Annotated in this window: 33 protein-coding genes; 5 read left to right on the top strand and 28 right to left on the bottom strand. The window is 40.0% G+C overall.

Going from position 1 to position 25,650, the window contains the following annotated elements; genetic code table 11:
* Positions 1-59: 59 nt before the first annotated feature.
* The 22 genes from G589_RS0115645 to G589_RS0115530 all read right to left on the bottom strand — a co-directional run bounded on the left by G589_RS0115645 (position 60) and on the right by G589_RS0115530 (position 17,351).
* Entirely contained in the window at positions 60-830 is a 771-nt protein-coding gene (locus G589_RS0115645; protein WP_026522796.1) for a hypothetical protein, read from the bottom strand.
* Between the two features lie 64 nt (positions 831-894).
* Complete coding sequence (locus G589_RS0115640; protein ID WP_026522795.1) at positions 895-1,155, bottom strand: DUF3795 domain-containing protein; 261 nt, start codon at positions 1,153-1,155, stop codon at positions 895-897.
* Between the two features lie 102 nt (positions 1,156-1,257).
* On the bottom strand, positions 1,258-1,842 hold the full coding sequence (locus G589_RS0115635) for an HD domain-containing protein (protein ID WP_026522794.1): 585 nt from the start codon (positions 1,840-1,842) through the stop codon (positions 1,258-1,260).
* Between the two features lie 42 nt (positions 1,843-1,884).
* Positions 1,885-2,406, bottom strand: coding sequence for a hypothetical protein (locus tag G589_RS21395; RefSeq protein WP_026522793.1), 522 nt, complete (start codon positions 2,404-2,406; stop codon positions 1,885-1,887).
* 998 nt (positions 2,407-3,404) lie between these two features.
* The gene (locus tag G589_RS0115620; protein WP_026522792.1) at positions 3,405-4,205 is read right to left on the bottom strand and encodes a Cof-type HAD-IIB family hydrolase; all 801 of its coding nucleotides are present in this window, start codon (positions 4,203-4,205) and stop codon (positions 3,405-3,407) included.
* A 147-nt stretch (positions 4,206-4,352) separates the two neighbouring features.
* A complete protein-coding gene (locus G589_RS0115615) occupies positions 4,353-4,880 on the bottom strand; it encodes a nitroreductase family protein (RefSeq protein ID WP_026522791.1) in 528 nt (175 codons plus the stop codon).
* A gap of 51 nt (positions 4,881-4,931) precedes the next feature.
* On the bottom strand, positions 4,932-5,714 hold the full coding sequence (locus G589_RS0115610; RefSeq protein WP_026504501.1) for an aminoglycoside N(3)-acetyltransferase: 783 nt from the start codon (positions 5,712-5,714) through the stop codon (positions 4,932-4,934).
* Positions 5,715-5,798: 84 nt separating this feature from the next.
* Positions 5,799-6,176: a hypothetical protein gene (locus G589_RS0115605; protein ID WP_026522790.1), complete on the bottom strand. Its 378-nt coding sequence runs from the start codon at positions 6,174-6,176 to the stop codon at positions 5,799-5,801.
* A 97-nt stretch (positions 6,177-6,273) separates the two neighbouring features.
* Positions 6,274-6,615, bottom strand: coding sequence for a hypothetical protein (locus G589_RS0115600; protein WP_026519507.1), 342 nt, complete (start codon positions 6,613-6,615; stop codon positions 6,274-6,276).
* A 57-nt stretch (positions 6,616-6,672) separates the two neighbouring features.
* Positions 6,673-7,311, bottom strand: a complete 639-nt coding sequence (locus G589_RS0115595; protein ID WP_026522789.1) for a GNAT family N-acetyltransferase — start codon at positions 7,309-7,311, stop codon at positions 6,673-6,675.
* Between the two features lie 68 nt (positions 7,312-7,379).
* Complete coding sequence (locus G589_RS0115590) at positions 7,380-8,687, bottom strand: glycoside hydrolase family 53 protein (protein ID WP_242826464.1); 1,308 nt, start codon at positions 8,685-8,687, stop codon at positions 7,380-7,382.
* An 85-nt stretch (positions 8,688-8,772) separates the two neighbouring features.
* Complete coding sequence (locus G589_RS0115585) at positions 8,773-9,384, bottom strand: hypothetical protein (RefSeq protein ID WP_026522787.1); 612 nt, start codon at positions 9,382-9,384, stop codon at positions 8,773-8,775.
* 307 nt (positions 9,385-9,691) lie between these two features.
* A complete protein-coding gene (locus G589_RS21390; RefSeq protein ID WP_051192456.1) occupies positions 9,692-10,780 on the bottom strand; it encodes an ankyrin repeat domain-containing protein in 1,089 nt (362 codons plus the stop codon).
* Between the two features lie 32 nt (positions 10,781-10,812).
* Positions 10,813-11,127 (bottom strand): hypothetical protein, encoded by a 315-nt coding sequence (locus G589_RS21385; RefSeq protein ID WP_051192453.1) that lies wholly within the window; start codon positions 11,125-11,127, stop codon positions 10,813-10,815.
* Between the two features lie 66 nt (positions 11,128-11,193).
* On the bottom strand, positions 11,194-11,610 hold the full coding sequence (locus G589_RS0115570) for an immunity 70 family protein (protein WP_026522786.1): 417 nt from the start codon (positions 11,608-11,610) through the stop codon (positions 11,194-11,196).
* A 487-nt stretch (positions 11,611-12,097) separates the two neighbouring features.
* Positions 12,098-12,754, bottom strand: a complete 657-nt coding sequence (locus G589_RS0115560; RefSeq protein ID WP_026522784.1) for a zinc ribbon domain-containing protein — start codon at positions 12,752-12,754, stop codon at positions 12,098-12,100.
* A gap of 204 nt (positions 12,755-12,958) precedes the next feature.
* Positions 12,959-13,546 (bottom strand): SMI1/KNR4 family protein, encoded by a 588-nt coding sequence (locus G589_RS0115555; protein WP_081669088.1) that lies wholly within the window; start codon positions 13,544-13,546, stop codon positions 12,959-12,961.
* A gap of 45 nt (positions 13,547-13,591) precedes the next feature.
* Complete coding sequence (locus G589_RS0115550) at positions 13,592-13,963, bottom strand: SMI1/KNR4 family protein (RefSeq protein ID WP_026522782.1); 372 nt, start codon at positions 13,961-13,963, stop codon at positions 13,592-13,594.
* A gap of 48 nt (positions 13,964-14,011) precedes the next feature.
* Entirely contained in the window at positions 14,012-15,112 is a 1,101-nt protein-coding gene (locus G589_RS0115545; protein WP_026522781.1) for a Fic family protein, read from the bottom strand.
* 124 nt (positions 15,113-15,236) lie between these two features.
* Positions 15,237-15,599 carry a GNAT family N-acetyltransferase gene (locus tag G589_RS20250; protein WP_026522780.1) on the bottom strand — a complete coding sequence of 121 codons (363 nt, stop codon included), beginning with the start codon at positions 15,597-15,599 and terminating at the stop codon, positions 15,237-15,239.
* A 95-nt stretch (positions 15,600-15,694) separates the two neighbouring features.
* Positions 15,695-16,642: an L-lactate dehydrogenase gene (locus G589_RS0115535; protein WP_026522779.1), complete on the bottom strand. Its 948-nt coding sequence runs from the start codon at positions 16,640-16,642 to the stop codon at positions 15,695-15,697.
* A 19-nt stretch (positions 16,643-16,661) separates the two neighbouring features.
* Positions 16,662-17,351 carry an ATP-binding protein gene (locus tag G589_RS0115530; RefSeq protein WP_026522778.1) on the bottom strand — a complete coding sequence of 230 codons (690 nt, stop codon included), beginning with the start codon at positions 17,349-17,351 and terminating at the stop codon, positions 16,662-16,664.
* 106 nt (positions 17,352-17,457) lie between these two features.
* Between G589_RS0115530 and G589_RS0115525 the strand changes: the two genes are divergently transcribed.
* The 4 genes from G589_RS0115525 (at position 17,458) to G589_RS20245 (ending at position 22,327) form a co-directional block, all read left to right on the top strand.
* Positions 17,458-18,117, top strand: a complete 660-nt coding sequence (locus G589_RS0115525) for a Crp/Fnr family transcriptional regulator (protein WP_026522777.1) — start codon at positions 17,458-17,460, stop codon at positions 18,115-18,117.
* Positions 18,118-18,229: 112 nt separating this feature from the next.
* Positions 18,230-19,195 (top strand): hypothetical protein, encoded by a 966-nt coding sequence (locus tag G589_RS0115520; RefSeq protein ID WP_026522776.1) that lies wholly within the window; start codon positions 18,230-18,232, stop codon positions 19,193-19,195.
* A 14-nt stretch (positions 19,196-19,209) separates the two neighbouring features.
* Positions 19,210-20,433 carry a hypothetical protein gene (locus G589_RS0115515; RefSeq protein WP_026522775.1) on the top strand — a complete coding sequence of 408 codons (1,224 nt, stop codon included), beginning with the start codon at positions 19,210-19,212 and terminating at the stop codon, positions 20,431-20,433.
* A 46-nt stretch (positions 20,434-20,479) separates the two neighbouring features.
* On the top strand, positions 20,480-22,327 hold the full coding sequence (locus G589_RS20245; RefSeq protein ID WP_051192451.1) for a glycoside hydrolase family 3 protein: 1,848 nt from the start codon (positions 20,480-20,482) through the stop codon (positions 22,325-22,327).
* A 6-nt stretch (positions 22,328-22,333) separates the two neighbouring features.
* Here G589_RS20245 and G589_RS20240 read toward each other — a convergent pair whose 3' ends face one another.
* From G589_RS20240 to G589_RS0115485, 5 genes are all read right to left on the bottom strand, one after another.
* The gene (locus tag G589_RS20240; protein WP_051192449.1) at positions 22,334-22,837 is read right to left on the bottom strand and encodes an SDR family NAD(P)-dependent oxidoreductase; all 504 of its coding nucleotides are present in this window, start codon (positions 22,835-22,837) and stop codon (positions 22,334-22,336) included.
* A gap of 3 nt (positions 22,838-22,840) precedes the next feature.
* A complete protein-coding gene (locus G589_RS0115500) occupies positions 22,841-23,476 on the bottom strand; it encodes a hypothetical protein (RefSeq protein ID WP_026522774.1) in 636 nt (211 codons plus the stop codon).
* Between the two features lie 311 nt (positions 23,477-23,787).
* Positions 23,788-24,255 carry a hypothetical protein gene (locus G589_RS0115495; protein WP_026522773.1) on the bottom strand — a complete coding sequence of 156 codons (468 nt, stop codon included), beginning with the start codon at positions 24,253-24,255 and terminating at the stop codon, positions 23,788-23,790.
* 10 nt (positions 24,256-24,265) lie between these two features.
* The gene (locus G589_RS22000; protein WP_155832564.1) at positions 24,266-24,418 is read right to left on the bottom strand and encodes a hypothetical protein; all 153 of its coding nucleotides are present in this window, start codon (positions 24,416-24,418) and stop codon (positions 24,266-24,268) included.
* Positions 24,419-24,435: 17 nt separating this feature from the next.
* Positions 24,436-24,912, bottom strand: coding sequence for an RpiB/LacA/LacB family sugar-phosphate isomerase (locus G589_RS0115485; protein WP_022767566.1), 477 nt, complete (start codon positions 24,910-24,912; stop codon positions 24,436-24,438).
* 82 nt (positions 24,913-24,994) lie between these two features.
* Here G589_RS0115485 and G589_RS20235 point away from each other — a divergent pair, with 82 nt between their 5' ends.
* A complete protein-coding gene (locus tag G589_RS20235) occupies positions 24,995-25,318 on the top strand; it encodes a nitroreductase family protein (protein WP_081669086.1) in 324 nt (107 codons plus the stop codon).
* 104 nt (positions 25,319-25,422) lie between these two features.
* Here the strand turns inward: G589_RS20235 and G589_RS0115475 are convergent.
* Positions 25,423-25,650 (bottom strand): IS3 family transposase (locus tag G589_RS0115475; RefSeq protein WP_026522772.1); only part of this gene is annotated, 228 nt, incomplete at its 5' end.

The following is a 25,650-nucleotide window of genomic DNA, read 5'->3' as shown; positions in this document are numbered from 1 at the left end:
TCAAGCCAGTTAAGCTGTATGATAATCGTTTCAAAATCATTCAAAGATTAGAATGCGAACTACTCTTCTTCAGCAAGCTGCATCAAAATAGGCTTGGCATCGATACTGGTGTCATTCAAATTGCATCTCATCTTGTCTGCAAGATCAAGATTGGAAAGTATCTCTTCCTTTGTTATTTTTAGGCTCCTTTTGCTCTTGATCAGGTCTTCATGAACTTTGCCATCCGCACGATACGAAATAAACGAATACTGCACACTATGGATAAACCATGCTATTCTTACATCGAGGTCCTTAGATCGCTTTTCCTGGCAGAACCTGCCGTACATTTCTTTATAGTCTTCACGGCTATCAACTTTTAACAACTCCGGAAGAATATACTGCTCGAAATCATCTCTTATATATTTCTTGATCTCTTCAACAGGCATATCTACGGGCATTCCATCCCTGAACCCGCCTATATTGTAGCCTTCAACATTATACAAAGGTGAGCACATTCCAAAATACGGCAAGAAATAATTGCTATCTATCTTCATCTCGCCTATTCCGTATTTTGGTTTTGCTCCATTCCTTCCATCATGCAAACTGATACGAAAACCAAAGGATACTCCAGACAATATATTGTTAAATCTGTTTCCATCCATGTGGATGACCAATTTCTCTCCGTCAGACAACTTCCTGCACCAGGTATTTCCACCTACAGTAAAACCATGTTCTTTTAACATAGGCTTAATGAGTTCTTTGACCACTGCATCCCTTATCTCAAATGGATTAGATTTGGTCAGGCGAATAGCCTCATTGTACACATCTTCGAAAGTCAGGTCTTCTTTCATGTTTATTTTCTCCTTAGTCGATTCTACTGAAATTTAATCGCTCTACAAATTTGAAGTTGTCGGGTTAGCGGTTCGCATTCATCGATACCATTCTGTGATATGCTTCTTTGTGACTTTTTGACTCCTCATAAAAATCTGCCATATCATCACACGGAAAGTTATTGCAAAATGCGCAGAAATCGATCTCTTTTTCTTTGCAACACTTAACAGGCATACATATATCTTCTTCCGTCCACTGTGTATGCTTGCAGGAAGGACAGATTTTGTTAATGTAATCAGAACATGCAAAGCAGTTAACTCCGCAGTAGGCTATTTGGGTATTCATCACGCGCTCCTAAAATCTCGATTTGCTTAACCGTTTATACTGAAATTTAATCGCTCTACAAATTTGAATTTGCAGATGCTTTACTTTCCAGACTTCCTATTGCTAAGGCCTAAAATTAGCCTTATCAACCACTTCATACAAGTCTTTACCCATTCTTTTCTCGAAGTATGCTTTCAATCCAAGATTCGTGTTCCATTTGGACTGATCATAACTGCCATACCGATTCTTTACATCAGTCATCCTATCAATGATATCCATGACACCTTCAGCTCCTGAGATTGCATCACAGAGTTGAATCAATTTGTCGTAATCATCCAGTTCTATTTCTGCAAGCCCTGTTTGGATAAGTTCCGTTTCTTCGGGAGTTGTATCACGTTTTCCGACGTATCCTTCGATGTCTTTCTCATTAAATGAGTGTGTAAGACAGATACGCGCCACATCATCATACCCAAGTGACATCATATAGGAATAACCGTCTGAAACATGTCCAAGATGTCTTTTCCCGAACTTTCTGCCTATATCATGAAGCAATCCTAAAACATATGCCTTCTCGGAATCCATTCCGGAGTATTCAGCAATCTTCTCTGCACAATGAGCCGCAGTTCTGCTATGATTGCCCCAAGGCCCCGGATTGCAGCTCTCTGCTTCTCTCAATATTTCTTCTGTCTTATCTCTAACCGGATACATAGTCACCTCTCATCTGCCACAAATGCTAATAGCAGCTATCAATTAAATGAATATAATTTTCTCTTTCAAACTCAAAATTGCAATCCACTCGAACCATTCTTTACTGTCCACTTTTGCCAAAGCTATATTGTCGCCATAGAGCTCCCAGTCCTCATCCGTGTATTTTTCCAAATCTAGAATCCCGCTAAGCCTCTCTTCTTCGCCATCTTCTTTGCTATGGTCTACTATCCCGATCCGCTTCCAAATAACTGTTTTTTTCTGCATAATAACATCCACAACAATAACTAAGCAGGAAAAATCAAAATCATCCGGACAACTAAGTATGGGAGTTATTGCCTGTCTTTGATTCAATACAAATCTCATAAATCTGGCATCTCCCTCATTATCATATTTGTCTGTCCAACAGATTGCAAAACAATCCAGTGGAGTTAACCTTTTCATAAACTCTGAATTGTCGGGTAGCCACTCCTCGAAATATTCATATAATGGTTTGCCATCAATGAAAAAGACCCTGTTCTCATATCCACTTGGTATTCTGATTTCCTTGATATCTATTGTATTCATTGTATTTCCTTCTGCGTAATGGCAAACCGCGATTTATCAATCTATCAAATTATATAATCACTCAACAAAAAGGAAAAGTATTTACCATTTTAGCCATACATAAAAAGCCGCAACTCAAGGATTTTTCATCCCCGAGCCATGACTCTTCTACGCTTTTATCTGACCTGTAATTGTATTCAAAAGACGAACATACTAGAATAGTAAACAGACTTAAATAGAGGCCGATGTTATTCTTATCATTATTAAATAAGGAGCAATATGAAGCAAATAAACTTTTATCAAAAAAAATATGAAGCATTAGAGACGTTTTACGGATTGGATGATGACGAAATAATGGTATTTAACGAAGAAATTGAAGAGGTTGAGGCGTTACTGTAAAATAAATGGTCTCTTTAATTTTCTGAACATTTCACCTAGAATTGTTGCGCTTTCCGGATCTTCCAAAGAGGTTTCCAGCCCCGTGAATACTGATAAACGAATATAGGGGTTTTTAGATCTTAAGCTCAGGTTTGTACCGAAAAAGTGTTCACGAAACCAACTGTTTTGAGGAGGGGAAAAAAGCTTTTGGAGGCGCTTAATTGATATGATTTAAGTAAACGTTCAATTTAATACTATTAAAACTAAAGAAAAGGACAGGTATCACACTGATTCTGTCTTTTCCAAATTTTCCACTATTATAATAACGTGCGAGAAAACCCCTTCCGATGAAGTCGGTTGTGGGATGAATCGCCTTTACACGAACAGTTGTTCGTACTAAAATAAATCAATCGGAACCTTGAAAACTGTATATATGGGGTTGCGCCACGAATCAAACAAATCAAGAACCTGTGGCACGTAAAATATACAAGGTGTTTGTTCCCGGCGCCACAAGCGCATCTAACAACATTTGCAAGTATGCCGAAGGGTTTTACCCGACGGAGTAGCGGCACTGTGAACGTGCCTTACTATACTGCTTTGGTATTGTAGAAACCATTTCCGATGTTGTCGGTGATGGTAGTTCATAATAGGCCAATACTCCTTAAGGCTTCTGAAATGCTCTCGTCATCATTACTTCCGATCACACACGAGAATTCCTTCTTCAATTCCTCCGGAGCATTTCCCATCAGAAAAGGAAATCCTACAGATCGTAGCATTTCTGCATCATTAAAATGATCACCAAAAGCAACCGCTTTCTCCGGCGGAATGTTCATATACGAGCATACTCGCCTGACTCCGTCGGCCTTTGTAATTCCCTTTCTCATGATTTCAAGAAGAACATCTGAGGATTTAACTATCGACAGCTTTGGAAATCTCTTTTTCAATTCATTTTCTATACCACATATTGCTTCAGGCTTACATATGCAAAGGAGCTTTCCTATGATTGCATCTTTTGGAAGAAGCTCTATGCCGCCCTCTGTTGCACAGACCTCAACGATTTCCTCTTCTGCGCGGACCAGTCGGTCATTCCTGTCATTTACAATCCACAATTCTTCTGAATAGATATTCCATGTACAGTCAATCTTCTCCGCCTCTATATAAGAAATAATATCCCTCGCGTCATCGGCATCAAATCCCTCCGAGTACATTATCTTATCGTTTTCATCAATGATAAGCGCCCCACTATAACAGATCATCGGGCAGGTAAACCCGTATCTTTTAAAAATCGGCCGTACTCCGGATGGTCCTCTTGCTGTCGCAATGACAAAAGGGATATTGGCTTTCTTTAGGGCAAATATTGCATCAAGTGTGCCCTTAAGCATTCTATGTTCACTGTTTAGAATTGTTCCGTCTATATCTGAAAAAACTATTTTGAAATCCATTGATGTCTCTTAACATTTCTTTCTAAAATGAAGTTGTATCGCCGGGTATGAACCGAACACGGGATCAAAGGCATAGCCAAAGGTTCCCGCCGCCACCCGAACATCCCTCAATCATCACATCAGGGAAACTGTCCCTCAATCTCTCCATCAGCCTTTGAATGTATTAAACCAAGCTCTCTCTTCAAACACTTTTTTCTTTGGTACCAAGGGTTCGCTTTCAGCCACTCCTACCGGTAATATACATACAACTTCATAATCCTTCGGCACCAAGAGAATATCCGCTATTTTGTCACATATTCTATCTTCATCTGTAATATGGCCTTCATACCAACAACTCTGATATCCAAGTTCCACAATCGTAAGTAGCATGTTCTCAATTGCAGCAGAGTAATCCTGCACTGCAAAGCATCTATCCCGATATGCATTTATCCTTTGCGTCAACACCACAATTATCGCCGGTGCTGTTTCACATGCCGGTGGATTGATTACTTCCTTAATCTTCTTTAAAATATCCGGGTCATCAACTGATATAAAACTGGTTGTTTGCTTGTTACATCCCGATGGAGCAGCCATTCCTGCTTCCATTATTTTTACCAAATCATCTTTGGGAACCTGTTTAGACAGATATCTTCCTCTATAGCTGTGTCTTTTATTTATTATCTCTATTACATTCACCGCGTGATCCTCCGCAAACCGCCTCTTTGTCGTTCTAATTTATCCTGAAAGTTATTTTCTGTTACATTCTATCCACGATACAGCAAAATCTACTAATTCACGTTGGTTCATCAGCTTTATATCAGCATTGCCCACTTTTACCTTACATGTAGTATAGGCTACTTCAAATGCCCTTCCTATATCTTTGAAGTCCTCTCCATCAACATACAATGTTTCGTAAGCTTTCCAGACACGAACACCATTCTCCATGACTGCACTGTGTTCAATGCAGGTATGTTTGCTTGAGTATTCTGCACGCGCATCCGCTAAATGAATGGAAGTATTCTTATCATAATCAACTCCAATCAGTAAAACTTTCCCATCGAGTTTATAAAGCCTCCCAATTGGTGATGAGTCTCCAAATATATTCGAAAGATCATGGTTCTCAGTTAAATACTTAGCATTCTTTCCCCAAGCTGCAACAGATCTGGCAGGATGGTCACTCCTTAATGTTCCAGGCCATGAACGGAACATTTCGGCAACCGCACCCATAGTGTTTGTCGGAGTAATCGCCTTATCATATGCCGGCCAGTTTTCGCGTATTGTATCCCAGTCAGCCTCATCTGCATCCCAATGAACTCCTGTTTCCGGATCAAGGTTTTTCCATGACTGTGTAGGCATCATAATAGTTCCATTCTGCCCCACAACATCAATCAAAGCTTCAATAATAGTCTGTGCACCACCACATACATATCCAATCTGTCCAAGTGATGTATGTACCATTACTGAATCACCATTCTGGAGCCCAACACTTTTTAATGCACTTACTATATCTGATTTAATGATAGTCTTCATACTCTCCCCTGTTAGACATTTTAAACTGGAAGCTTTATTCCAGATTCAAAGCTTCTCTTATAGCACTTTCATAAAACAGTAATTCTACTTTCTAAGGTTTTTGTCAGCAAAAGAATACACGATATTCCAAAACTCGTCATAATCATTATTCAAAGCCAGTTTACTATAACAGTCCTCGACTTCTTTATCTGAAGAAGCCGCACTAATAAGTGATAATACACTTGCTTCTTCAAATATTCCCAAATTATTTAATGCTTGTATTTCTCGCTCATAAGTTCTAAATTCCAAGCCTTCCATCTGCAATTCGGTATCATAATCTATTATTGCTATAATATCGTTTATCCATTCCGGATAGTCTCTAAGCTTAATTCTAACATCCGGATGCTTGTAAATATCAGCGAGGGCTTGAACTAATTCTTCGCCATTATGGCAATTATGTAACGCCTCATCAATAAAATTCATAAATTCTTATAACCCCTTCTATTAAGCAAAAACAAAATATTCTTAGTTAATTATCTTCCAATTTTATGTTCCAACGTTCATCCCGACAAACTTGAATTTAACGCTCTGATGAATATTTTGCAATCCAGCCATCTTCAGTGTATAACTCGCCAGCTAATCCATCTGAAACATCTCGAATATCATCTTCACCGACTGTAAGTATAAAATTATCGCTATCTTCAATCATACACAAAGTATTATGAAGGCTTGTGTCCACAATCATAGGGATTAGGTCCTTAATAAATTCCTTAGCGCTTTCATCCAATGATTCATATCTTCTAAAAAGAGCCTGATTATCCTCTGATTTCATCAAACCACTTATTTTTTTATGATACTGTCTAATGGTGCGATCTCGAACCTCTTTTATAAGATCTTTTCCGAAATCATCCTTTGAATACATATCTTCCTCCTACAAATATTGATTTGTCTTAGTCGATAATACTGAAATATATTCCATTTATAGAATCAGTTTTTTTCTCACCGTATATGTATTGCCGGACAGTTCAAAGATTTCAAAGCCGGCCTTTTCATATAATCGTAACGGTCCGGTAAAAGCCATTTCTATATTCTCTCCATCCTTTACCGGATATGCTTCAACATATTTGTATCCTTCGAGCTTTGCATCATCACAGATTCTACGTAAAAACTGCGTTGCAATTCCCTTACCTCGGTATTCCGGAGAAATTTCAAAACATACTATAGCCTTAACTTCACCTGGAGCAATGTTATGTGTGTATTCCTCATCATCAGGCAAAGTATGCAGATCAAATTCACCGGTTCTATAGTAGCTCATCCTGTCATTCGAATTGCACCAGCCTATTGCTATTCCATTATCATATGCCAAATAGCCCTTGATTTCTCCTGACTGCACCATTCTTTCAGCTGATTCCCTAAGTGCTCTTATCCAGCCTTCCAGTCCGTTACCATAATCCTCTGCCCTCTGATACAATTCCTTTTCCATTCTTTCTTTGCTTAGATTGAATGCATTGCAATAACACGGATAGAATGGCGATCCATCTGAAAATGCCCTATTATCAAAGAAATCAAAATAATCCTCCGCCAAATCAGGAGTCAAACTCTTTATTACATATTCCATTTTCTGCTCTCCTCGTAAGACAAACTGCCGATTTATCGTTCTCGTTTAAATCCAAAGATAATTCTCCCTTAGTAATTTCTACCATTTCGCATATATTTAAAAATATTCAGAGAATCCAATGGGTGTCCTTCGAAATCAAAAAGCGCCTGATTATCCCAAGAGCTTCCGCCATAGTAAAGACCCGCATCCTCCGGATCATAATCTGAAGCGTAGCTACTGGCCCATCCACTTCCATATTTCTCCCAGATAGCGGAGTTATCTGCATCAGCAGGACCTACAGGAATCCACGCGCCTTCCCAGTAGAAAACACCTATTCCCCCTACTTCATTCACATTCTTACAAATATCACGGATCATTGTGGCCTGTCCTATGGCAGACGCGGGATAACCCTTTACCAAATCATTAACAGTAAAACTGTTTGCTGATCCATCGCCATCTGAAGTGGTATAGCAATAAGACGTCTCTGCTATGAAAGCTTTTTTTCCATACTTTTCACTAATAAGCTCAAGGACACGACTCATGTTTTCAAAGCTGCCATCCCAAAAGGGATAATAGCTCATACCAATCATGTCAAAGTCAAGTTCACCCCGCACCAGCCTGTCAACCAGTGTAAGTACATCTGCTTTGTCTTCAATCCTGGTATAGTGGACAACTACAGCAATCTCTTTTCCGTAAGATTCTGATACTTCACGTACTGCCATACTTCCCGCTTTTAAAAGTTCAAGAACCTTTTCAAACTGCCGCTCTCCTGACATTCCGTAGTTAATCTCATTACCAACCTGTACCATCCCTACATCTACGCCGGAATCAAGAAGCTGTGAGAGGCTGTCTTTAGTAAATTCATAGAGGGCATCCGCTTTTTCTTCCACGCTCATGCCCTCCCAGGCTTTGGGAGCGTGCTGTCTCTTAGGATCTGCCCAGAAATCGGAGTAATGAAAATCTATCATTACTTTCATCCCATTGGCAGTAGCTCTTTTCCCAAGCTCAACAGCTGTTGGAAGGTCATTATTACCGCCACCATACCCATTCCCATTCTCATCATAAGGATCGTTCCAGACTCTTAAGCGGATATAGTTAATCCCTGAATCAGCATAGGTTTTGAATATATCCTGCTCTTTGCCGTCAAAACCATAGTACTTAACACCACTTTTTTCTTCAGTCAGTACTGAAGATGCATCCATTCCAAATATGAAATCATCTGAAAGTCCATCAATAGGCGATTCCCAGGTTTCTTCCGGTACTTCCTCAACTACTTCTTGCGTTTTAACCGTCACTTCTTGCGTTGATACCGGTGCAAGCTCAGTTTCTAAATCTCTACAGCCAGCTAGTGATATCAAAAGAATCATCGCCAAGACGTTATATACTACTTTTTCCATAATCCAACACCTTTCCCAGTATACTGAGTAAAAATATTCTCCGGCCATTATTCCCCCTGCAAACTTCTATTTTTCATCTTAAGCATTAAAATGATTCTTTATCCATTTTTGACACAGCCACTGCGCATTCAATAGCAATCCTTGCAGCTTCATCTTTTGGAGCTCCCGCCTTTAAAGACATCATCAATATATTCTGCAGAACTACACCAAAAAGAATGGGCCATTCTGATGGATCTTTGCAATATTTTGCAGTCATATTATTATATATGCCTTCCCAGCACGACTCTACCCGCTCGTATAAAGCCTTGGGATTTTGTCCACACACAGTATAGTTTTCATCAGTAAAGTGATTTGCAAAAGCCGAAACAATCTCTATCACTTTATCCATTGGATAATCTGTCACAGCCCTACAAAACGACACCACGCTAAGTTTATTTTCCAGAAGGAATTTATTAAGATCGTCTCCGAAATAAAATTTTTTGCCCTCTTTAGTCGTCACTTCAGCCGCTTTTCCGTGTTGTGCAATAACCGCGCGATGACAGGCATGTCCGGCCATTGCTGCCACAAAAATAAGCTCCTGTGTGGCATCTATTCCTTTAGGAGTTGTAAAATATGCGTTAAACATTTGCACAACATTCCCAGCGTTTTTTGAGATTCTTTTTAATTTTTGCTCATCGTTTTCTTTGAAAAATAACATAATTAACCGAACCTTTTTATAAATCTAATATACTCAACAATGCTGTTAAATTATCTATCTCATAATCAGCGCTTCCCTAAGATTTCTATCCCCGGCTACAAGTATAAGATTGGCACCACAACCGCATGGACAGAACAGTTCTCCTTTTTTGCTCTTCTCACGAAGCAAATTTAGTTTCTCCGGGATATTGATCTGCTTATCACCAATGACAGTATATATGGACTCAATTCCTATAGATTTCCCGTTATATATAGCCTCCGTCCTCTGGGCCGCTGTACTCTGCTCCTTTTATCGTCCGTTTACTGATTCAGCCCTTTCCCATAAACTTTTCAAATTCCTTAACAGCCTGTTCATCATTAAGCTTTTTGAATATTTCAAGTTCTTCATCCTCAGACATTCCTTCCCTCACATAAACATTGAGGTTTAATCCGGGATAAATAGAATACTCCTCAGACTGTTTTATCTTCATCATTACATTGATGCAGGTATCAATGATTCTTTTTTTGTGCTCTTCATACATATCCTCATAAAGATCTTCGTCTTCTCCGCACCATTTTTCAACAAGTTCATAATGATACGCCAGATCATCAGATAAATCTTCTATTTTTTCCCAGATTCCCCAGTCTTCCTCGCTATATTTATAATCGTTTAGTGAAAAGGAGCCTTTCTGGGCGCACTCATTCAGATAGGAATAGGAATTTGCAAGTATATTAATAAAAGAGGTGAACTCCGGCTCATATTTAATTGAAAAAGCATATATATCATCTCTTCTGTCACTATACTTTTTCATTACTTCACGCATTTTTGCGTATAGTCTTTCTTCAAAAGAGCCATAGTCAAATTCAGGCTTTTTTGACGAGTCTACAACAACTTCTCTTTTTTTCTTTTCGACAGGAGGCTCTTTTCCAAGTTGCTCAGATAAGTAGCTAAGTATTTCTGTCTTTGCATAATGGCTGGCATATTCACAAGCATCCATCTGCTTACCGCCAATTGTATACTTTGGAGAAAGATCAATTCCTTTCTCAACCAAATACTTAACAACATCCAGGTGCCTTTCACAAATGGCTGCAAATAAAGGATTCTCGTCAAAGGTATCCACATATAGCTTGCATCCGTTTTCATATAATAGTTTTACTATATCCAGATATCCTCTATATGCTGCAGAGGTCAGCGCTGTACTATTACGATAACCGGCTTTTTTATTTACATCTATTCCATTGTCCACAAGATATTTGGCAATTTCATAACTTCCAAATATCGCAGCATCATGCAGAAATGTTCCAAAAAAAGTAACAACTTCCAACGTATCGCTGTTTTCACTCGCCATTCGTTTGAAATCATCGACTCGGTTTTCCTGAATCGCCATCCTTATTTCTTTAATTGTTTCTTTATCCATTTTTTGCTCCTTACAATCAAGTCTATGGTTTTCTAGAATCCTTTTGCTAATTCTTTTTCAAAATAATCCTGATTGCTTGGAATCTTTAATAAGAGCTTCGGATTATTTCTTAAAAACTCTCTTTTTGCCTCACGAACCTCATCCTCCTTAGGAAGCCACCTGCCATTTTTACAAAAGAACATGACCTCGTTTGCATCCTTTTCAGACTTTTTAAGTCTCTCAAATAACTCCTGGGTAATATCATAATATTTAATGGTTCCTTCAATACCCTCTGCCCAGCATATTTTCATTTTTCCATCAATTTCAACCACAGCATATCCAGTTCCTTGATATAATACGTTTTCCATTATTTCACCTTAATATACCTTTCTCATCCGATTCCTCCACTGACATACATTTATCATTAAGCAACATCATAAGCTCGAAATATGTACATCCTCATTAATCTGCAGTCCCATTTCAAATGCATCCCTGATAGTCGTTATAAGATCTTCACCATCACTGGTCACAAAATAATTTGATAAATCAGTTATATCAGTACTGATATTGCTTCCCCATGGTGGCTGTTTTGAAATATCTTCAATATCCCAAATGACCTTATCTGGAGGCAGCTTCTTTAGTCCCTCTGTTATAACATCTAATTCAGATAAAGCCTCAGTAATTCTGGCATTCTTTAATTCACCGTCATAGAAGTCTTTCATAAATACAGGAAATCGGCTTCCCCAACTACCACCTTCAAGATTGAAAGCAATAGTTGAAAAAAAGGAATGGAAAAAATCTCCTGTACCAATCTGATACCAATAAAAATCTACTGTTATCCCAACTGCCATCTATTTTTCTCCTTATTTAATCTTAAATATACAATGTAGTGTAGGAAATTATCAATATTATTAAGACGTACTTGTGCGTTTTAAATAAATACGCAAAAGCCCTAAAGTCAACCTATGAATCCACAAATAAGGCCGTTTCTTTTTCATATGCTAGTCCTTACATTGTAGATAAACTTATAGAGTACATGGAAAATGGCAGATGTGACTCCATCAAAGAATGCTTAAACCTTTATGAGCAAGAAAAAATCCAGTACGAACAAATGAGAATGCTTCATGGCATTAATAAACACGCAGCATTAACTAGTGCTGCTACACAATACCTGGCATTTGATACCTGGATTAAGAATGTTGCCAGTCTATTCTAAGGGAAAAAGTTAAAAATAATAAAGAAATCAAGAGCCGCGACTCAAGGATTTTTCACCCCTGAGCTGCGGCTCTTTCACGCTTTTCCCTTACCCGTAATTGTTCCTAACAATGGATCTGCCCATTACTCAAAATATACTATAAGTTTATCGTAATACTGCGCTGATTTTTCATCAGCCTCGCTAAATTTATCTGAATATGAATTAAGACTTCCGGATGGATTCAATGCACAATTGACCAAGACAAAATATTCATCATAAAAATCCATGAATACACCATGTAACTGTTCGCAGTTCTTTGGTGGATTCTGTAATTCTTTCATTCTTGCATTTACTTCCTGCAAGTTTTCATTTATATCTTGAAGATCTTCTATAAAGGCATCATCACTAAAGAGATTGTCTAGTGCATCGTCAAAATCATCGTAAAAATATCCGTATTTATCAATAGTATATTTATCAGTTTCTGAATCCTCTATGCCCCATATTGAGTTATTCCATACAGCCACTATCTTGTTGCAGGCATCCTCTGCATCCTTAGCGCCTTCTAACATTGTATAAGCACATGTTTCAACTTTAGTTTTATAATTCTCTCTGGCCCAAAAATCGTAGGCATATTTTGCTGCCCCCAGAATAATTGCTGCTATGATGATGGCTATTACTGTGCCTCTCACATGTTTAGAAGACCGTGACTTCTCATTTTCTTCGTAAATATTGCATCCACAGTTAGGGCAAAAGTGATCATCATCATTAACCAAAGTATTACATTTAGGACACACGCTCATAAGGTTCCTCCATGCTTGATAAACAAAAACATTGCGTAACCACTAAGGCATTTCTAGTTCTTATTATTTAAATTATAAGTATGTTTGGGAACAATATCAAAACAAAGATTAACCATTGGCTCTGTTCGGATTGAGGAGGCCAAAGCTCTATTTTCTTTCGATAACTTTCTACCCCTCCTGCATGAGTACTATATCCTTCAAATTTTAGAATTCTATCTCCTCCTGGTGGTATCCCGCGTATCTGTCAATCTCTTTTTGCCAATTACGAATAGATATATCTGAAATTTTATCCCCTAATCCAGCAGCTATCATATCAGCCTTTCTTTCTTCAATAGTTCTGATGTGACCAATCTTCTCACTTTTACATTCTCTGACAAATTCTCTAAAACTATCAGCAATCTTAATTGTGTTATCCTGATTGTCATGTCTAATTACATATACTCCGGTTTTCTCAGAGGAGCAGTCTAAAACATAGAAATCTCCATATTCATTGGATGCTATTGGAAACAGCTTCTTTTCAAGCAAATCCTCTCCAATTTCAAAATCCAAAATTGAATCTAAGGAATACATCTCCTTATTCACCCCAAAACCATTAAAAGCTCTCACGCCTTCTTTTTTTCTACCTACTTTAACAATTGTTTTGGGAGTTTCTCCACCATTATACTTCTTGATAAATCGCACATAGTCCTCATCAAAACTCAGGTCTTTCTTTTCTTCAAACTCCTTTAATTGCTCGTTATAATTCCCAAACCTTGATATAAACATTTTTATCTCTCTTTTATTTATTGGCATCTCTTCTATTAAGCTAAGGAAAATATATCCAATTTAATATATCATTTAATTACGGAAAAATTCCTCAAGTGAATCTGCAATTAGTTCTGATTCGTTATCTATAGGATCATATTCATAAACTTTACCATCAAACAAATAAAATGGATTGCCTGCACCATCATCCGAGAACACCACGCCTGACAATCCGTACTTATTCTGATAATAAGAACTCCACTTTTTGATTTCATCATAGGGATAGATGATCCATCCAATTTCCATCATTTCTCCGGTCTTAGGATGAATCATAATTTCCATTATCCCGTTTGAATGCCCAAGTATTGCTATCAACTCTTTAGGAAGAGTATCATCACAGTTTAAAGGTTCCTGTAAACTTATCTTCTCTTTATACTTTTTATTTATCAGATTGAATACATTCATTCATATCCACCCTTATTCTTACCTCGATAATGATTCTGCTGAATCAAGTTATGAAATCATCTTCTTTATCCTTTTTTCATTCTCCCTCGTATAATCGCTTAGTTCGTAAGATCTGATACGCTGATTTACCATAAACGGTTCCACAAAACCATTTTTTACCAACGCAGATAATCTGTTTATTACCGTTTTGTTTGTCACACCGATTTCACGACTGACTTCGATTGGAGTAAACTCTCCTTTATATTTCTTAATCAAAAATAAAAGCAGTTCCTTCTCTTTGCCCTTTAAATATGATAAGCTTCCGCTTATTTCATCCTCGCTTGAACTTTCCGACAGTTCACAAATCTTATTAGAATATAACAGCACCATGCGAAGGAAGTAATTCACCCACACTTCCGGATTTGGTGGATTATTTCTTCCCGAGTAATAAAGGGCAGGCAGTCCCATCTGTATCGATTTATAGTACTCGTTAATGTCATATGCGAAGTATTCCTCTAATGAACCGATACCATTAAATCCATATCCATTGATATCCAAAATGTATCCCGAAAGCAAACGTGCAGTTCGACCATTTCCGTCTTCAAACGGATGTATCGTAACCAACTGATAATGTACAACCGCCGCAACTATCAACGGGTGATCATCAGTAGTATTTACATACTCGACCAATTCATCCAATAGATCCGGTATATCGAGGTACTCCGGTGGAATATAATCAGGATTCCCAGTCTGGGAATCATATACGGCAAACAGCACGCCTGGAGGCATAGCTCCTCTTAGTCCTATTTTTTCCTTAGATGCTCCCTTCTCAACATATTTCTGAACATCTAATATCAGTTTCGTTGAAAATTGTTCTTTCTTTTTTACCTTCTCCTCCAGATAATTTAGCGCCAGAAAATAATTGCGCACTTCCTGCTCCGGCTTTAAAAAGTGCTTTCTTTCATCCCGCTCTATAACCTCATCAACCTGCTTTTCAGAGAGTGGATTCCCTTCTATCTTATTTGAAGCATATGAACTCTTTTTCTTTGAATTCTTCCGCAGTCTGCTTGATACAGACCTTGGTAGTTTTACGGAAGAAACCTTGTATCTGTTCTTATCTATTTCGGTTATATATTTTAATATCTCATTTGTCAGAACCACTTTAATCATCTTAATTCACCTCGATGATATTATAGCAGAACGTCCTTGAAAATCCCATTAAATTTTCACTATTTTTTCACTATTTTCCACTATCCTTAGTCAATAAAACTGGAATATATTCCCATTTATAGAATCAGTTTTTTCTCACCGTATATGTATTGCCGGACAGTTCAAAGATTTCAAAGCCGGCCTTTTCATATAATCGTAACGGTCCGGTAAAAGCCGTTTCTATATTCTCTCTATCCTTTACCGGATATGCTTCAACATATTTGTATCCTTCGAGCTTTGCATCATCACAGATTCTACGTAAAAACTGCGTTGCAATTCCCTTACCTAGGTATTCCGGAGAAATTTCAAAACATACTATAGCCTTAACTTCACCTGGAGCAATGTTATGTGTGTATTCCTCATCATCAGGCAAAGTATGCAGATCAAATTCACCGGTTCTGATATACTCTTTCCATGCTTCCTGCGGACTTATGCTCTGCCCTTGCATATACTCAGAAAAAGAAAGCGGTAAAATATGTACTCGAAATTTTCCAAAGACTTTTAAATATATCTATTAACTTTCAATATAACCTTTTTTGAGTTTCAAAGTGATTCGTTAATTACTGCTTTCAGAGTCTCCGATGACTTCATCAATGCCTCTTTTTCCTGCTCACTAAGTCTGATCGGCACAGAACCTTCAACGCCACCTCTTCCGACAATTGCAGGCATACTGAGTGCAACTCCATCAATGCCGTTTTCACCATGCTGCATGCTCGATATAGGCAAAACTGATTTTTCATCACGTATTATAGCCTCACAGATACGTCTTACACTCATGGCAATTCCGTAATAGGTCGCACCTTTTTTCTCAATGATCTCATAGGCGCTGTTCTTAACATTTTCAGCAATCTCTTTCATGGCTTTTTCATGTTCGAAATGCCCCCTCATCTCACAGAAATCATGAATTGGAATCCCTGAGACATTTGCACTACTCCATGCTGCTATCTCACTGTCCCCATGCTCACCTATAATAAATGCATGCACTGAACGGCTGTCCACACTCAAATGTTCCCCCAGAAGATATTTGAATCTGGCTGTATCAAGAACTGTTCCCGAACCAAACACCCTGTTTTCAGGGAATCCACTGAACTTGACTGCGGCATATGTAAGAATATCCACCGGATTCGCCACGATAAGAAGTATTCCATCTTTGTTGTACTTTGCAATCTCAGGAATAATAGACTTAAAGATGCCTACATTCTTTTTAACAAGATCAAGCCTGGTCTCGCCGGGTTTCTGTCCCGCACCTGCTGTAACAACCACAACTGCAGCATCCCCTGCATCTTTATAATCACCGGCATATATCTGCATTGGCTTTGCAAAAGGAAGTCCGTGGCTGATATCAAGGGCTTCCCCCTCAGCCTTCTCTTTATTCACATCTATCAGCACCATCTCGGAAAAAAGCCCGCTTTCCATAAGGGCAAATGCTGATGCCGAACCAACAAATCCACAACCTACTACTGCTACTTTTCTTTCGTTTAATGTTGCCATAATGTGCCTCCTGTGAAATTTAATCAAGTACCTCTCCGTTACGAGAGATGGTTACAACCTGCCAGGGAAGGAACTTTCCGCTGTTCTTAATAGCATTCTCTGCGGCTCTCTGCAGTCCTCCACAGCATGGAACCTCCATCCTTACTATGGTAACGCTGACGATATCGTTATTTGATATGATTTCTGTCAGTTTTTCTGTGTAGTCACCATCATCCAGCTTTGGGCATCCTATCATTGTAACCTTCCCCTTCATGAACTCTTCGTGCATGTTTGCATAGGCGTATGCTGTGCAGTCAGCTGCAACGAGGAGCTTGGCCCCATTATAAAAATCTGCCTGTGTCGGCAAAAGTTTTATCTGACATGGCCATTGCATTAATCTTGATGGATGAGTGCTCATTCTTGAAATCATATCCTGACTGAGATCATTCTCTTTCTGGTTGCCACTCTTGAGCGTCATAAATCTTGACCCCGGGCATCCGTGCGCTGCCTTTACTGCAGCTTCATCATACGCAGGAGCTTCTCTTTCTTCAAAAGAGATTGCTCCCGTAGGGCAGCCAGGCAGACAATCTCCAAATCCATCGCAGAAGTTCTCTCTTACCAGCTTTGCTTTTCCATTCACAATATCAATAGCACCTTCGTGGCAGGCACTAGCACAAATACCACATCCATTGCACTTTTCTTCGTCGATCTTTATTATCTTTCTTACCATCTTTAAACCTCTCTGTTCTTAGCCTTAAACTTGTTCTGATGGTGTCAGTATAATATACTATTCATAACATGTATGTTGTTTAAACCACATTTCCGGAGAAATATTTATGAATCTTGAAAGTATAGAAAAAAGCAGACTGTTCCAGGGAATGACAGCAAAAGAGCTATCCTCGTGCCTTGACTTCCTGGGTGCAAAGGAAAAGAGATTCCGAAAAGATGATGTGATTCTCCACGCCGGAGAACAGACTTCCAAAATAGGCATGGTGCTTTCCGGTAGTGTTACTGTTGAAAGCAATGACATCTGGGGCAACCGTACTGTATTAAGCCATGTGGGAAAGAACCAGTACTTTGCCGAGACCTATGCTCTTCTTGGTGAAGTCCTTCTGGTTGATGTCAGAGCAAATGAGGAAAGCCGCATTCTCTTTTGCAATATAAAGAACCTTCTTGAAGATAGCAAAAAGAGCTCTCCCTGGAAGGAAAAGCTCCTTAAAAATATACTTATCATCTCATCACAGAAGAATCTTGTCCTCTCCGGACGTAGCTTTTATACTTCTTCCAAGAGCTGCCGCGGACGCCTCCTGTCATATCTCAATGCCATTGCACTACAGACTGACTCCAGAGAATTTGACATTCCATTCAACAGACAACAACTTGCTGATTATCTGAACCTTGAGCGCACCAATATGTCAAAAGAACTCTCACGCATGCAAGATGAAGGCCTTATAGAGTATAAGAAAAGTCATTTCAGACTTCTTAAGACTGATTAGCCAGTATTTAAACTTACACTTTTTCAAAAACCGCGGACATTATCATTGATAAAGGTTTGTCTTACTGATATAAATAGAGAGATTAAAGTATTTGGGGAAAGAGGAAACAAAAATGGATGGAAACTTCAACAATGGCCAGTATCAGGGCCAACCACAGTATCAGAACGGATATTACAACGCATACCCGAATCCGGGAGTAGCTTATACTCAGCCGGTAATTCCGGGTATAAGAGAGACGGTTAGAGAGGCTCTTAGGTCAACGCCATTTCTTATTATGGCAATAACTTTTTCTGCAAGCCTTGTTATGTCTGTCATAAATATGATCTACTATATGGTAGCTGTTAATACAGGGCTTAGCACGCTCTCAGACAATTCTTTTGAGAAAATACTCGCCTCCGGGTTCGGCAGCTCTTTTATGTTAGTACTGCTTATTCCTATGGTCATCACTACAATAGGCCTTTGGCAGATTTATACGGGAGCCGGCAAGGACACCCCCATCATCAAGGGCTTTGGCATGTTGAGGGGCATCTGTGTATTATGCATGATCCTTTTCATCCTTTTAGCCGCTATTTCCGGTATCGCAATAGCTTTATTCGCAGTAGGCGCAGGACTTTTAAGCGCCCTCGGTTCAACGGATTTTGGCGATTTTGGAAAAATAGCAGCTGTCGGAATAGGCATTATAATCGCACTTTTCGCACTGTATCTTGTGCTCGTAATACTGGCAACTATTTACTATTATAAGCTGAATGCATCAATAAAGCGAATTGAAGACGGCGCTAACCTTGGTTATATGACAGGCAATATTTCAACATATGTCATCGTATTCACTGTTGTTGGATGCGTAACTAGCGTATTGACTGCGATAACTACTATAATTACTGCAACAGTTGGCAAGGCTATAAACTCCGCCATATCATCAGGCCTGATGCTTAGTCAGTACGGCCTTGGCGATCTGGAAATTGTTTCATCCACAGTGCTTAATGCAATTACCGGTGTTTTTTCAGCCGTATTTGTTATTTCTATGGCTTTGTTCCTTGGGAATCTTCACAAGAAGCTCTCTGCACTTGGCGTAAGATGATTCATTAGAAAAGCATGTATCCAATCCATACAAGACCAACAAATAAATACAGCTTTGACAGACTCATGACCCTTTGGGATAAGTATCCCGAACACCACGAGATCTCTACTTTTGCCACGCTTGATTCAATTTTAGAGGAGCATGATTCTTACAGAAAAGACTTTGATGACGAAGTCCGCGCTGAGTATATAGAGAAAGGCTATGAAGCATTTCTTATCAAGCTCTCATGGGATGATCTACCTTATCGATATAAAACAATGGAATTGCTATCTTCTGCTCCTGAAATACCAAGAAACAGCTATGTGGATGCATTTCTGTCACAGTTTTCTGATATAGACACCGACCATAAGGCGTACTTTATTTTCCCGGAGAGCTTTGTGTCACAGTTTTTTGTAATATCAGAAGTCTGTAAAAGAGCTGAGAGCTTTAATCCGATAAAATGTCTTTTCCCTGATGAGGAAAAGGTCCACTATTTAGCAGTCTTTGATAAAGAAAACATGGATGATGTGCTTCTTATGTATCATCTTCTATACACAAGTTCTTCTCAGGATGTCTTTGGAGGATACTCACTTTATGATTATCCGCTGCCCTGGTATCAGAGCCATTTATGGCAGGACGGTCATGTCCTTCGATCCCCATATCTTCCTGATAAGATCGCTAAATTCCAGGGAAACATTCCGTACTATCATAATCCTGCAAAAACTGTGTATGTAAGAAGAAACATAGAACATATCCTTGATTGTGGCTATTTTTCTTCTGAATTGGAGTTCTTTTTATCTCTTACCCGAGATATTATGCCGCTTTTTCAATGGCTCTATGAAGATATAGCCATGTATGAGGAAAAAGATGGGTTCAAGTCAAACTGGCGGCTTGAACGGACTAAGATAAGGACGGACCTTACAGCTGCCGGAATTATCAGGCCTAAATGGAAGCATGAACTATCCCTCTTTAGAGAAATAAGACGGCTCTATCCTGACACACTCTATCAGTACAGGCCGGAGTGGCTGGGGAAGCAGAGCCTTGATCTGTTCATCCCATCCATCAAGGTGGGAATTGAGTATCAGGGGATCCAGCATTTTGCTCCTGTTACTTTCTTTGGCGGAGAAGAAGCTCTTTTGCAGAGAAAAGAGCTTGATAGACAAAAGAAAAGCCTATGCGAGGAAAATGGCATAAGGCTTATTGAGTGGAGCTATGATATGGAGCCAACTCTAAAGAATATACGCGCTGTTCTGAAATAACTGATTGGTTAATACTCACGTAGGACCACATTTGGAGGAATCATCTATGAAAATGAAGAAAATACTATGTATGCTACTCTCAACCGCAATTATTGCAGGAATGCTTGCAGGCTGTGGAAAAGCAAATGTTCCCGGTCCTGAAGCCGGAGTAGCTACAGATACCACTGACGCAGCCATTACAGCGGATGCTTCAAAATACGCAGGTCAGACTCCTGAGGAGATCCTTGCGCAGCTGTCTCTGGACCAGAAGGCTGCCCAGATGGTTCAACCTGCCTGCTACAGCGTAGACGAACAAGGAATGCTCACCTTCGACTACGGCAGCATCCTATCCAAGGCAGAAACCCTTGATTACAAAAACTGGCAGCAATATGTGGACAATTTCCAGAAGGCTGCGGTCAAGTCGGATTCAGGGGTTCCTTATCTGTACGGTCAGGACGATGTTCATGGCGTAAACTACTGCCTTGACGCTGTTATTTTCCCCCACAACATAGGCATGGGCGCTGCCAACGATGAAGAGCTGATGTATCAGGTCGGTCAGATAACAGCCGACGAAGCCAAGCTCTGCCACATGCTCTGGAACTTCTCTCCCTGTGTTGCTCAGTCGGTTGATCCAAGATGGGGACGAACCTATGAGAGCTACGGCTCAGATCTTGAAATGATCAAGCGTCTCTCCACTGCCTATACGAAGGGCCAGCAGGACGCAGGTATAGCTGCCTGTGCCAAGCACTTTTTTGCAGACGGCAACATCTCATACGGAACCGGCGAGGAGCAGCTTGGAAGCATTATGGACAGAGGCGATTCAAGTCTCTCTGACGATGAGATAAAAGAGCTCCTCAGCGTATATCAGGCGCAGATAGATGCCGGGGTAAAAACCATAATGATAAGCCACTCATCCCTGAACGGTGTAAAGATGCATGAAAACAAGAAGTACATCGATATTCTCAAAAACGACATGGGCTTTGAAGGCTTTATCGTAAGTGACTGGAATTCAGTAAAAAACACTTCTCCTACCACCTACGATCAGCAGGTCATAACCAGCGTCAACGCCGGAATCGATATGCTCATGGAAGTCGATACTTTTGAACATGCAAGAAAGATCATTGTCAAAGCCGTTAATGATGGGGATATCAAAGAGGAGCGCATCGATGATGCTGTGCTCAGAATACTGAAGGTTAAAAAAGACCTTGGCCTGTTCGAAGATCCTTTCCTTAAGAACATGGAGACAACCAAAAGTGAAACAGGCTCGGCAGAATACCGTCAGGTCGCAGAAAAGCTGGTTGAAGAGAGCCAGGTTCTCATAAAGAACGACAACAATATCCTCCCCTTTAAGGAAGGAAGCAGCGTGTACATCATGGGGCCGGCAATGGACAACCACGTCTCTCAGTGCGGTGGATGGACCATGGATTGGAACAAGAGCACCAGAGCTAAAATCCCGGGTGTCACATCAATTAAGCAGGGCTTCGAAGATGTTGCCTCAGCTCATAACATAACTGTGATCACAGATGAAAAAGATGCTGCTAATGCAGATGCCATTCTCCTTGTTCTGGGCGAAGATGCCTATGCAGAATGGAACGGCGACGCAGAAAACATGGACATCTGCGGCGAACATGGACTAAACGGCAACAAAGCAGCGATCGACCAGGCAAAAGAGCTGGGAAAACCCATTGTATGTCTTGTAATAGCCGGACGAAATGTGTTTATAAAAGACTATATCGATCAGTGGGACGGCGTTGTAATGGGCTACCTTCCCGGAAGTGAAGGTCAGGGCGTCGCTAAAGTCCTCTGCGGAGATGCAGACTTTACCGGAAAACTCCCAAGTCCCTGGTATGCTGACGATGAAGGTATAGAAACACAGACTCCATGGCTTGAATACGGATATGGACTGACTTACTGATTTCTACTAACAACCAGGTGATATTGAATTGACCCTGACTCTTCCGGAAAAACTTGCTGCCAGGGCGTGAGTAAGCGATGCTATTCCGCCTTTTGCTGCAGTATAGCTCTCTGTCTGGGGCTGACTCATCCTGTCTCTTGATGAAGAAATATTGATAATTGAACTGCCCTGAGAAAAGTAAGGGCTAAAGAGCTTTGAAAGATAAAACGGCGCTGTCACACCAACAGAAAGGGCATACTGGAACTCTTCGTAAGAACAGTCATCAAGCCCTTTCATAAGAGGCAGCGCGTTATTTACTAGAAAATCTATGTGTCCGTGCTTATCTATGACATGCTTCGCAAAGTCCTCCAGGACTTCCTTGCGAGAAATATCCCCTACAAAGTGATTCCCCGGCTCTTTGTCGATCACTTCTACGATGGCACCATATTTGCTGAATTCTTCTGCGATGCATTTTCCGATGCCGTTGGCACCACCGGTTACAACTGCTACTTTGTTTTTGAAATAATACATAGGTTATCCTCCAAAACCATTATCTGCAATATATTTAAGATTGGATCTGTTGATCATCCATGGCTTGGACCTATCGCCGTTTTTATAGTCACTTACCTGACGCTTATACTCATCAGAAAGGTTGTCATAAATATCTTTCGCCTTTTCTTTTATCGCATCTGTGCCAAGAATATCTGCCACAAAATCAAGATGAACATTGTAATCTTCAAAATGGTCGTTGAATAGTCTCTCTGTTGCTCCAATGAAATCTGATTCGAAATCCAATGCCAATTGCACTGCTGTCGCCTGTATCCTATTATTCAAGTCTTTATATACATCCAGCAATTTCTTTTCGGTAGAAATATCAAACCAGTATCCATCTCCCTGCTTGCCTTTCTCAGGAAGATATTGAACTGATGCAACGATATTGTTCACAGGCACAGATCCATATTTTTTATAGATCATTCTGAAATCTGCATTCATTTCGACGCTCTGATGAGACTGATTCCATTTTGATCCAAAGAAGTTTATTTCAAACACCAGGTCCTTAACTGTTTTCCTGAGACAATTCCTGCTTTTTAAGTATTTCCAACCGGTTGATTCAATCAACAGGCCTAATATTTTATCTCGTGCTTCTTCCACGGAATAAATGTAATCCATATTGATAGCCCTCTTTAGTATTTACCAGGTCCACTTATAGTTCGGGCAATCGTCAGGCGTTTTGTGTGAAAACACATTGCGATGTTCACAGGGCAAAGTCCTGCATTCGCTGCATCTATAACCGGTATGATTTCCGTAGCGCTTTCTACATTCCAGTGAGCAGAATATGTGCCCGGACTTTTTTGCAACAAATTCTCTTCCACAATTTATGCATAGCTTTTTGACGTTGCTACTCATAGATCACCTCTCTGATTCTGCATTGCCTCTGACGTCAGATATGATTCCAATTAGCATTTTATCGGCTCCTGTTTTCAGTCTGCGTTAAGAGCTGCTTTGATCTCAGTTTTCTTTTGCTCCAATTTCTCTTTAGCTGTTTCTTCGTGCTCAGGGTCGATGGCTGTTGATACTGCAAGGTCTGTAAGTGACTCAAATACTGTATCCACGAGATCGCTTGCATTCTCTGCAACATCGTACTCGTCATAAGCATTTTCAATGAATTCCTGATTGGAGACTTCGATAAAGTAATCCTCGGGAGAATACTCAATATCATAGCCTGAGAAAACATCGGCAAGGCTTTCCTGACGTGTCTTTTCAGCTTCTTCAAGTTGGAGTTTCTTAGTTGATGTGAAGCTTACCATCCAGTCACAAAAAGCGCCGTTATCAGTCAGGTATATTGTAGAAAACCTGAGCCCTACCAATACTGTCCCTTCAAGCTCTTCAGCTATATTCCATTCATTTAAAATGTCAGCTACTATTTGGAAATCCTCTCGATTAGACATTTGAACCCTCCTACAACTTTTCCTTTAACAGCACATCATGTATAGCTCTTGCCAGAGCCTCATCCGGCGCCTTCTTTAAAGCTTCCGCAGTCGGATTTTTCTTCACCTTTATATCCTGCTTCTTGCTCTCCGCCGGCAGCTTTTTCTCCTGATTCTCACTCATAAGCAGTAATCACCCTCTTAAAGCTCTTTTACCGGAACGCAGTGCTTATCGTTAATCTCACAGACCTTCTGCACTCTTCGTCTGTACTTCTCTTCCATTAGTGGCTCTGTGGTAAGCCATGTCTTAACAACCTCCATGGCCATCAATCCGCCGATTATCTTGGCTCCGAGGCACAGAATATTGGAGTCGGTGTGCTGCCTTGCAAGCGTTGCGCACAAAGGATCCTGACACACAGCCGCGTAGCAACCGTTTATCTTGTTCGCTATCAGCGCGCTTCCATAGCCGACGCCATCGCAGAAAATTCCACGGTCGCACTCTCCCTTGGCAACTGCAAGAGCCGCAGGGTATACGAAATCGGACAGATCACAAGACTTATCATCATATGTGCCAAAATCTTCTACTTCGTAACCTTGAGAAATAAGGTACGCTTTGATCTCTTCCTTCATCTGTGTTCCGGCATGATCATTTGCCATTGCGATTTTCATCTTTTCCATTTTGTATAATCCCCCTTTCATTCACTAACTATATATTACTATATTACGCGAGATATCGTTCTTAAAATTGTATTAAGACGTTGTGCAAAAATCATTTGTGCACACCTTCTACGGTGCTCCTACAGTAGTTGTAGTATTTGGCGATCCAACTCTTCCTTTCGGAATCGCAGACGGTAACCTCGTTATCGGCAACCTCTTAAACGCAGCTCACGCAGTTGGCGTTGATTCCTGCTATATCTGGCGTGCTGAGGAGAGCTTTGAGAGTGAAGAGGGAAAAGAGCTTAAGAAAGCATGGGGAATCCCTGACAACTATGTAGGTGTCGGAAACGTAATCCTCGGCTACGGAAAGCTCGGCAGCATCGGTCCCGCTCCTGCCAGAAAAGAAGGATATATCAAGAAGGTTTGATATCATCATTCAGCATATGATTTTAAAAAAAGGATAGAGCGTATGAGGTGACCCCCAAAAGTTAGACTTTTAAGCGTAGCAGTTTTATGGCTGCTACGCTGTTTTTATGCAGCCAAGAGGTTGAGTCTATACTGGACAGGACTCATCCATCCTAGTTTCTCTTTAATTCTTTGTTCGTTGTAATACTTTATATATCGCTCTATTTCAGCTTTCAATTCTTCGTAACTATAATAAACTACTCCATAATAGATTTCTTGCTTTAGCAGTCCGAAGAAGTTTTCCATTATTGAATTATCAAGGCAATTACCTTTTCTAGACATGCTCTGGAAGAT

The sequence above is a fragment of the Butyrivibrio sp. VCB2001 genome, from assembly GCF_000423965.1.
In the GTDB taxonomy this organism is placed as follows: Bacteria; Bacillota; Clostridia; order Lachnospirales; family Lachnospiraceae; genus Butyrivibrio.
Note: the sequence above shows the minus strand (reverse complement) of the source record. Positions and strands in the feature narration are given on the sequence as shown.

What these genes read in the sequence shown, in the direction of transcription:
- G589_RS0115645 (WP_026522796.1), bottom strand. Translation starts at nt 830, where the DNA reads ATGAAAGAAGACCTGACTTTCGAAGATGTGTACAATGAGGCTATTCGC.
- G589_RS0115605 (WP_026522790.1), bottom strand. Translation starts at nt 6,176, where the DNA reads ATGAATTTTATTGATGAGGCGTTACATAATTGCCATAATGGCGAAGAA.
- G589_RS0115495 (WP_026522773.1), bottom strand. Translation starts at nt 24,255, where the DNA reads ATGTCTAATCGAGAGGATTTCCAAATAGTAGCTGACATTTTAAATGAA.
- G589_RS20240 (WP_051192449.1), bottom strand. Translation starts at nt 22,837, where the DNA reads ATGTATTATTTCAAAAACAAAGTAGCAGTTGTAACCGGTGGTGCCAAC.
- G589_RS0115500 (WP_026522774.1), bottom strand. Translation starts at nt 23,476, where the DNA reads ATGGATTACATTTATTCCGTGGAAGAAGCACGAGATAAAATATTAGGC.
- G589_RS0115570 (WP_026522786.1), bottom strand. Translation starts at nt 11,610, where the DNA reads ATGGCAGTTGGGATAACAGTAGATTTTTATTGGTATCAGATTGGTACA.
- G589_RS21385 (WP_051192453.1), bottom strand. Translation starts at nt 11,127, where the DNA reads ATGGAAAACGTATTATATCAAGGAACTGGATATGCTGTGGTTGAAATT.
- G589_RS0115530 (WP_026522778.1), bottom strand. Translation starts at nt 17,351, where the DNA reads ATGGTAAGAAAGATAATAAAGATCGACGAAGAAAAGTGCAATGGATGT.
- G589_RS0115595 (WP_026522789.1), bottom strand. Translation starts at nt 7,311, where the DNA reads ATGGAATATGTAATAAAGAGTTTGACTCCTGATTTGGCGGAGGATTAT.
- G589_RS0115550 (WP_026522782.1), bottom strand. Translation starts at nt 13,963, where the DNA reads ATGAATGTATTCAATCTGATAAATAAAAAGTATAAAGAGAAGATAAGT.
- G589_RS0115520 (WP_026522776.1), top strand. Translation starts at nt 18,230, where the DNA reads ATGGATGGAAACTTCAACAATGGCCAGTATCAGGGCCAACCACAGTAT.
- G589_RS0115620 (WP_026522792.1), bottom strand. Translation starts at nt 4,205, where the DNA reads ATGGATTTCAAAATAGTTTTTTCAGATATAGACGGAACAATTCTAAAC.
- G589_RS0115640 (WP_026522795.1), bottom strand. Translation starts at nt 1,155, where the DNA reads ATGAATACCCAAATAGCCTACTGCGGAGTTAACTGCTTTGCATGTTCT.
- G589_RS20250 (WP_026522780.1), bottom strand. Translation starts at nt 15,599, where the DNA reads ATGCAAGGGCAGAGCATAAGTCCGCAGGAAGCATGGAAAGAGTATATC.
- G589_RS0115515 (WP_026522775.1), top strand. Translation starts at nt 19,210, where the DNA reads ATGTATCCAATCCATACAAGACCAACAAATAAATACAGCTTTGACAGA.
- G589_RS0115635 (WP_026522794.1), bottom strand. Translation starts at nt 1,842, where the DNA reads ATGTATCCGGTTAGAGATAAGACAGAAGAAATATTGAGAGAAGCAGAG.
- G589_RS0115525 (WP_026522777.1), top strand. Translation starts at nt 17,458, where the DNA reads ATGAATCTTGAAAGTATAGAAAAAAGCAGACTGTTCCAGGGAATGACA.
- G589_RS0115555 (WP_081669088.1), bottom strand. Translation starts at nt 13,546, where the DNA reads ATGCCAATAAATAAAAGAGAGATAAAAATGTTTATATCAAGGTTTGGG.
- G589_RS0115585 (WP_026522787.1), bottom strand. Translation starts at nt 9,384, where the DNA reads ATGTTATTTTTCAAAGAAAACGATGAGCAAAAATTAAAAAGAATCTCA.
- G589_RS0115535 (WP_026522779.1), bottom strand. Translation starts at nt 16,642, where the DNA reads ATGGCAACATTAAACGAAAGAAAAGTAGCAGTAGTAGGTTGTGGATTT.
- G589_RS0115610 (WP_026504501.1), bottom strand. Translation starts at nt 5,714, where the DNA reads ATGAAGACTATCATTAAATCAGATATAGTAAGTGCATTAAAAAGTGTT.
- G589_RS22000 (WP_155832564.1), bottom strand. Translation starts at nt 24,418, where the DNA reads ATGAGTGAGAATCAGGAGAAAAAGCTGCCGGCGGAGAGCAAGAAGCAG.
- G589_RS0115485 (WP_022767566.1), bottom strand. Translation starts at nt 24,912, where the DNA reads ATGGAAAAGATGAAAATCGCAATGGCAAATGATCATGCCGGAACACAG.
- G589_RS0115600 (WP_026519507.1), bottom strand. Translation starts at nt 6,615, where the DNA reads ATGTATTCAAAGGATGATTTCGGAAAAGATCTTATAAAAGAGGTTCGA.
- G589_RS20245 (WP_051192451.1), top strand. Translation starts at nt 20,480, where the DNA reads ATGAAAATGAAGAAAATACTATGTATGCTACTCTCAACCGCAATTATT.
- G589_RS0115560 (WP_026522784.1), bottom strand. Translation starts at nt 12,754, where the DNA reads ATGAGCGTGTGTCCTAAATGTAATACTTTGGTTAATGATGATGATCAC.
- G589_RS0115590 (WP_242826464.1), bottom strand. Translation starts at nt 8,687, where the DNA reads ATGGAAAAAGTAGTATATAACGTCTTGGCGATGATTCTTTTGATATCA.
- G589_RS21390 (WP_051192456.1), bottom strand. Translation starts at nt 10,780, where the DNA reads ATGGATAAAGAAACAATTAAAGAAATAAGGATGGCGATTCAGGAAAAC.
- G589_RS0115545 (WP_026522781.1), bottom strand. Translation starts at nt 15,112, where the DNA reads ATGATTAAAGTGGTTCTGACAAATGAGATATTAAAATATATAACCGAA.
- G589_RS21395 (WP_026522793.1), bottom strand. Translation starts at nt 2,406, where the DNA reads ATGAATACAATAGATATCAAGGAAATCAGAATACCAAGTGGATATGAG.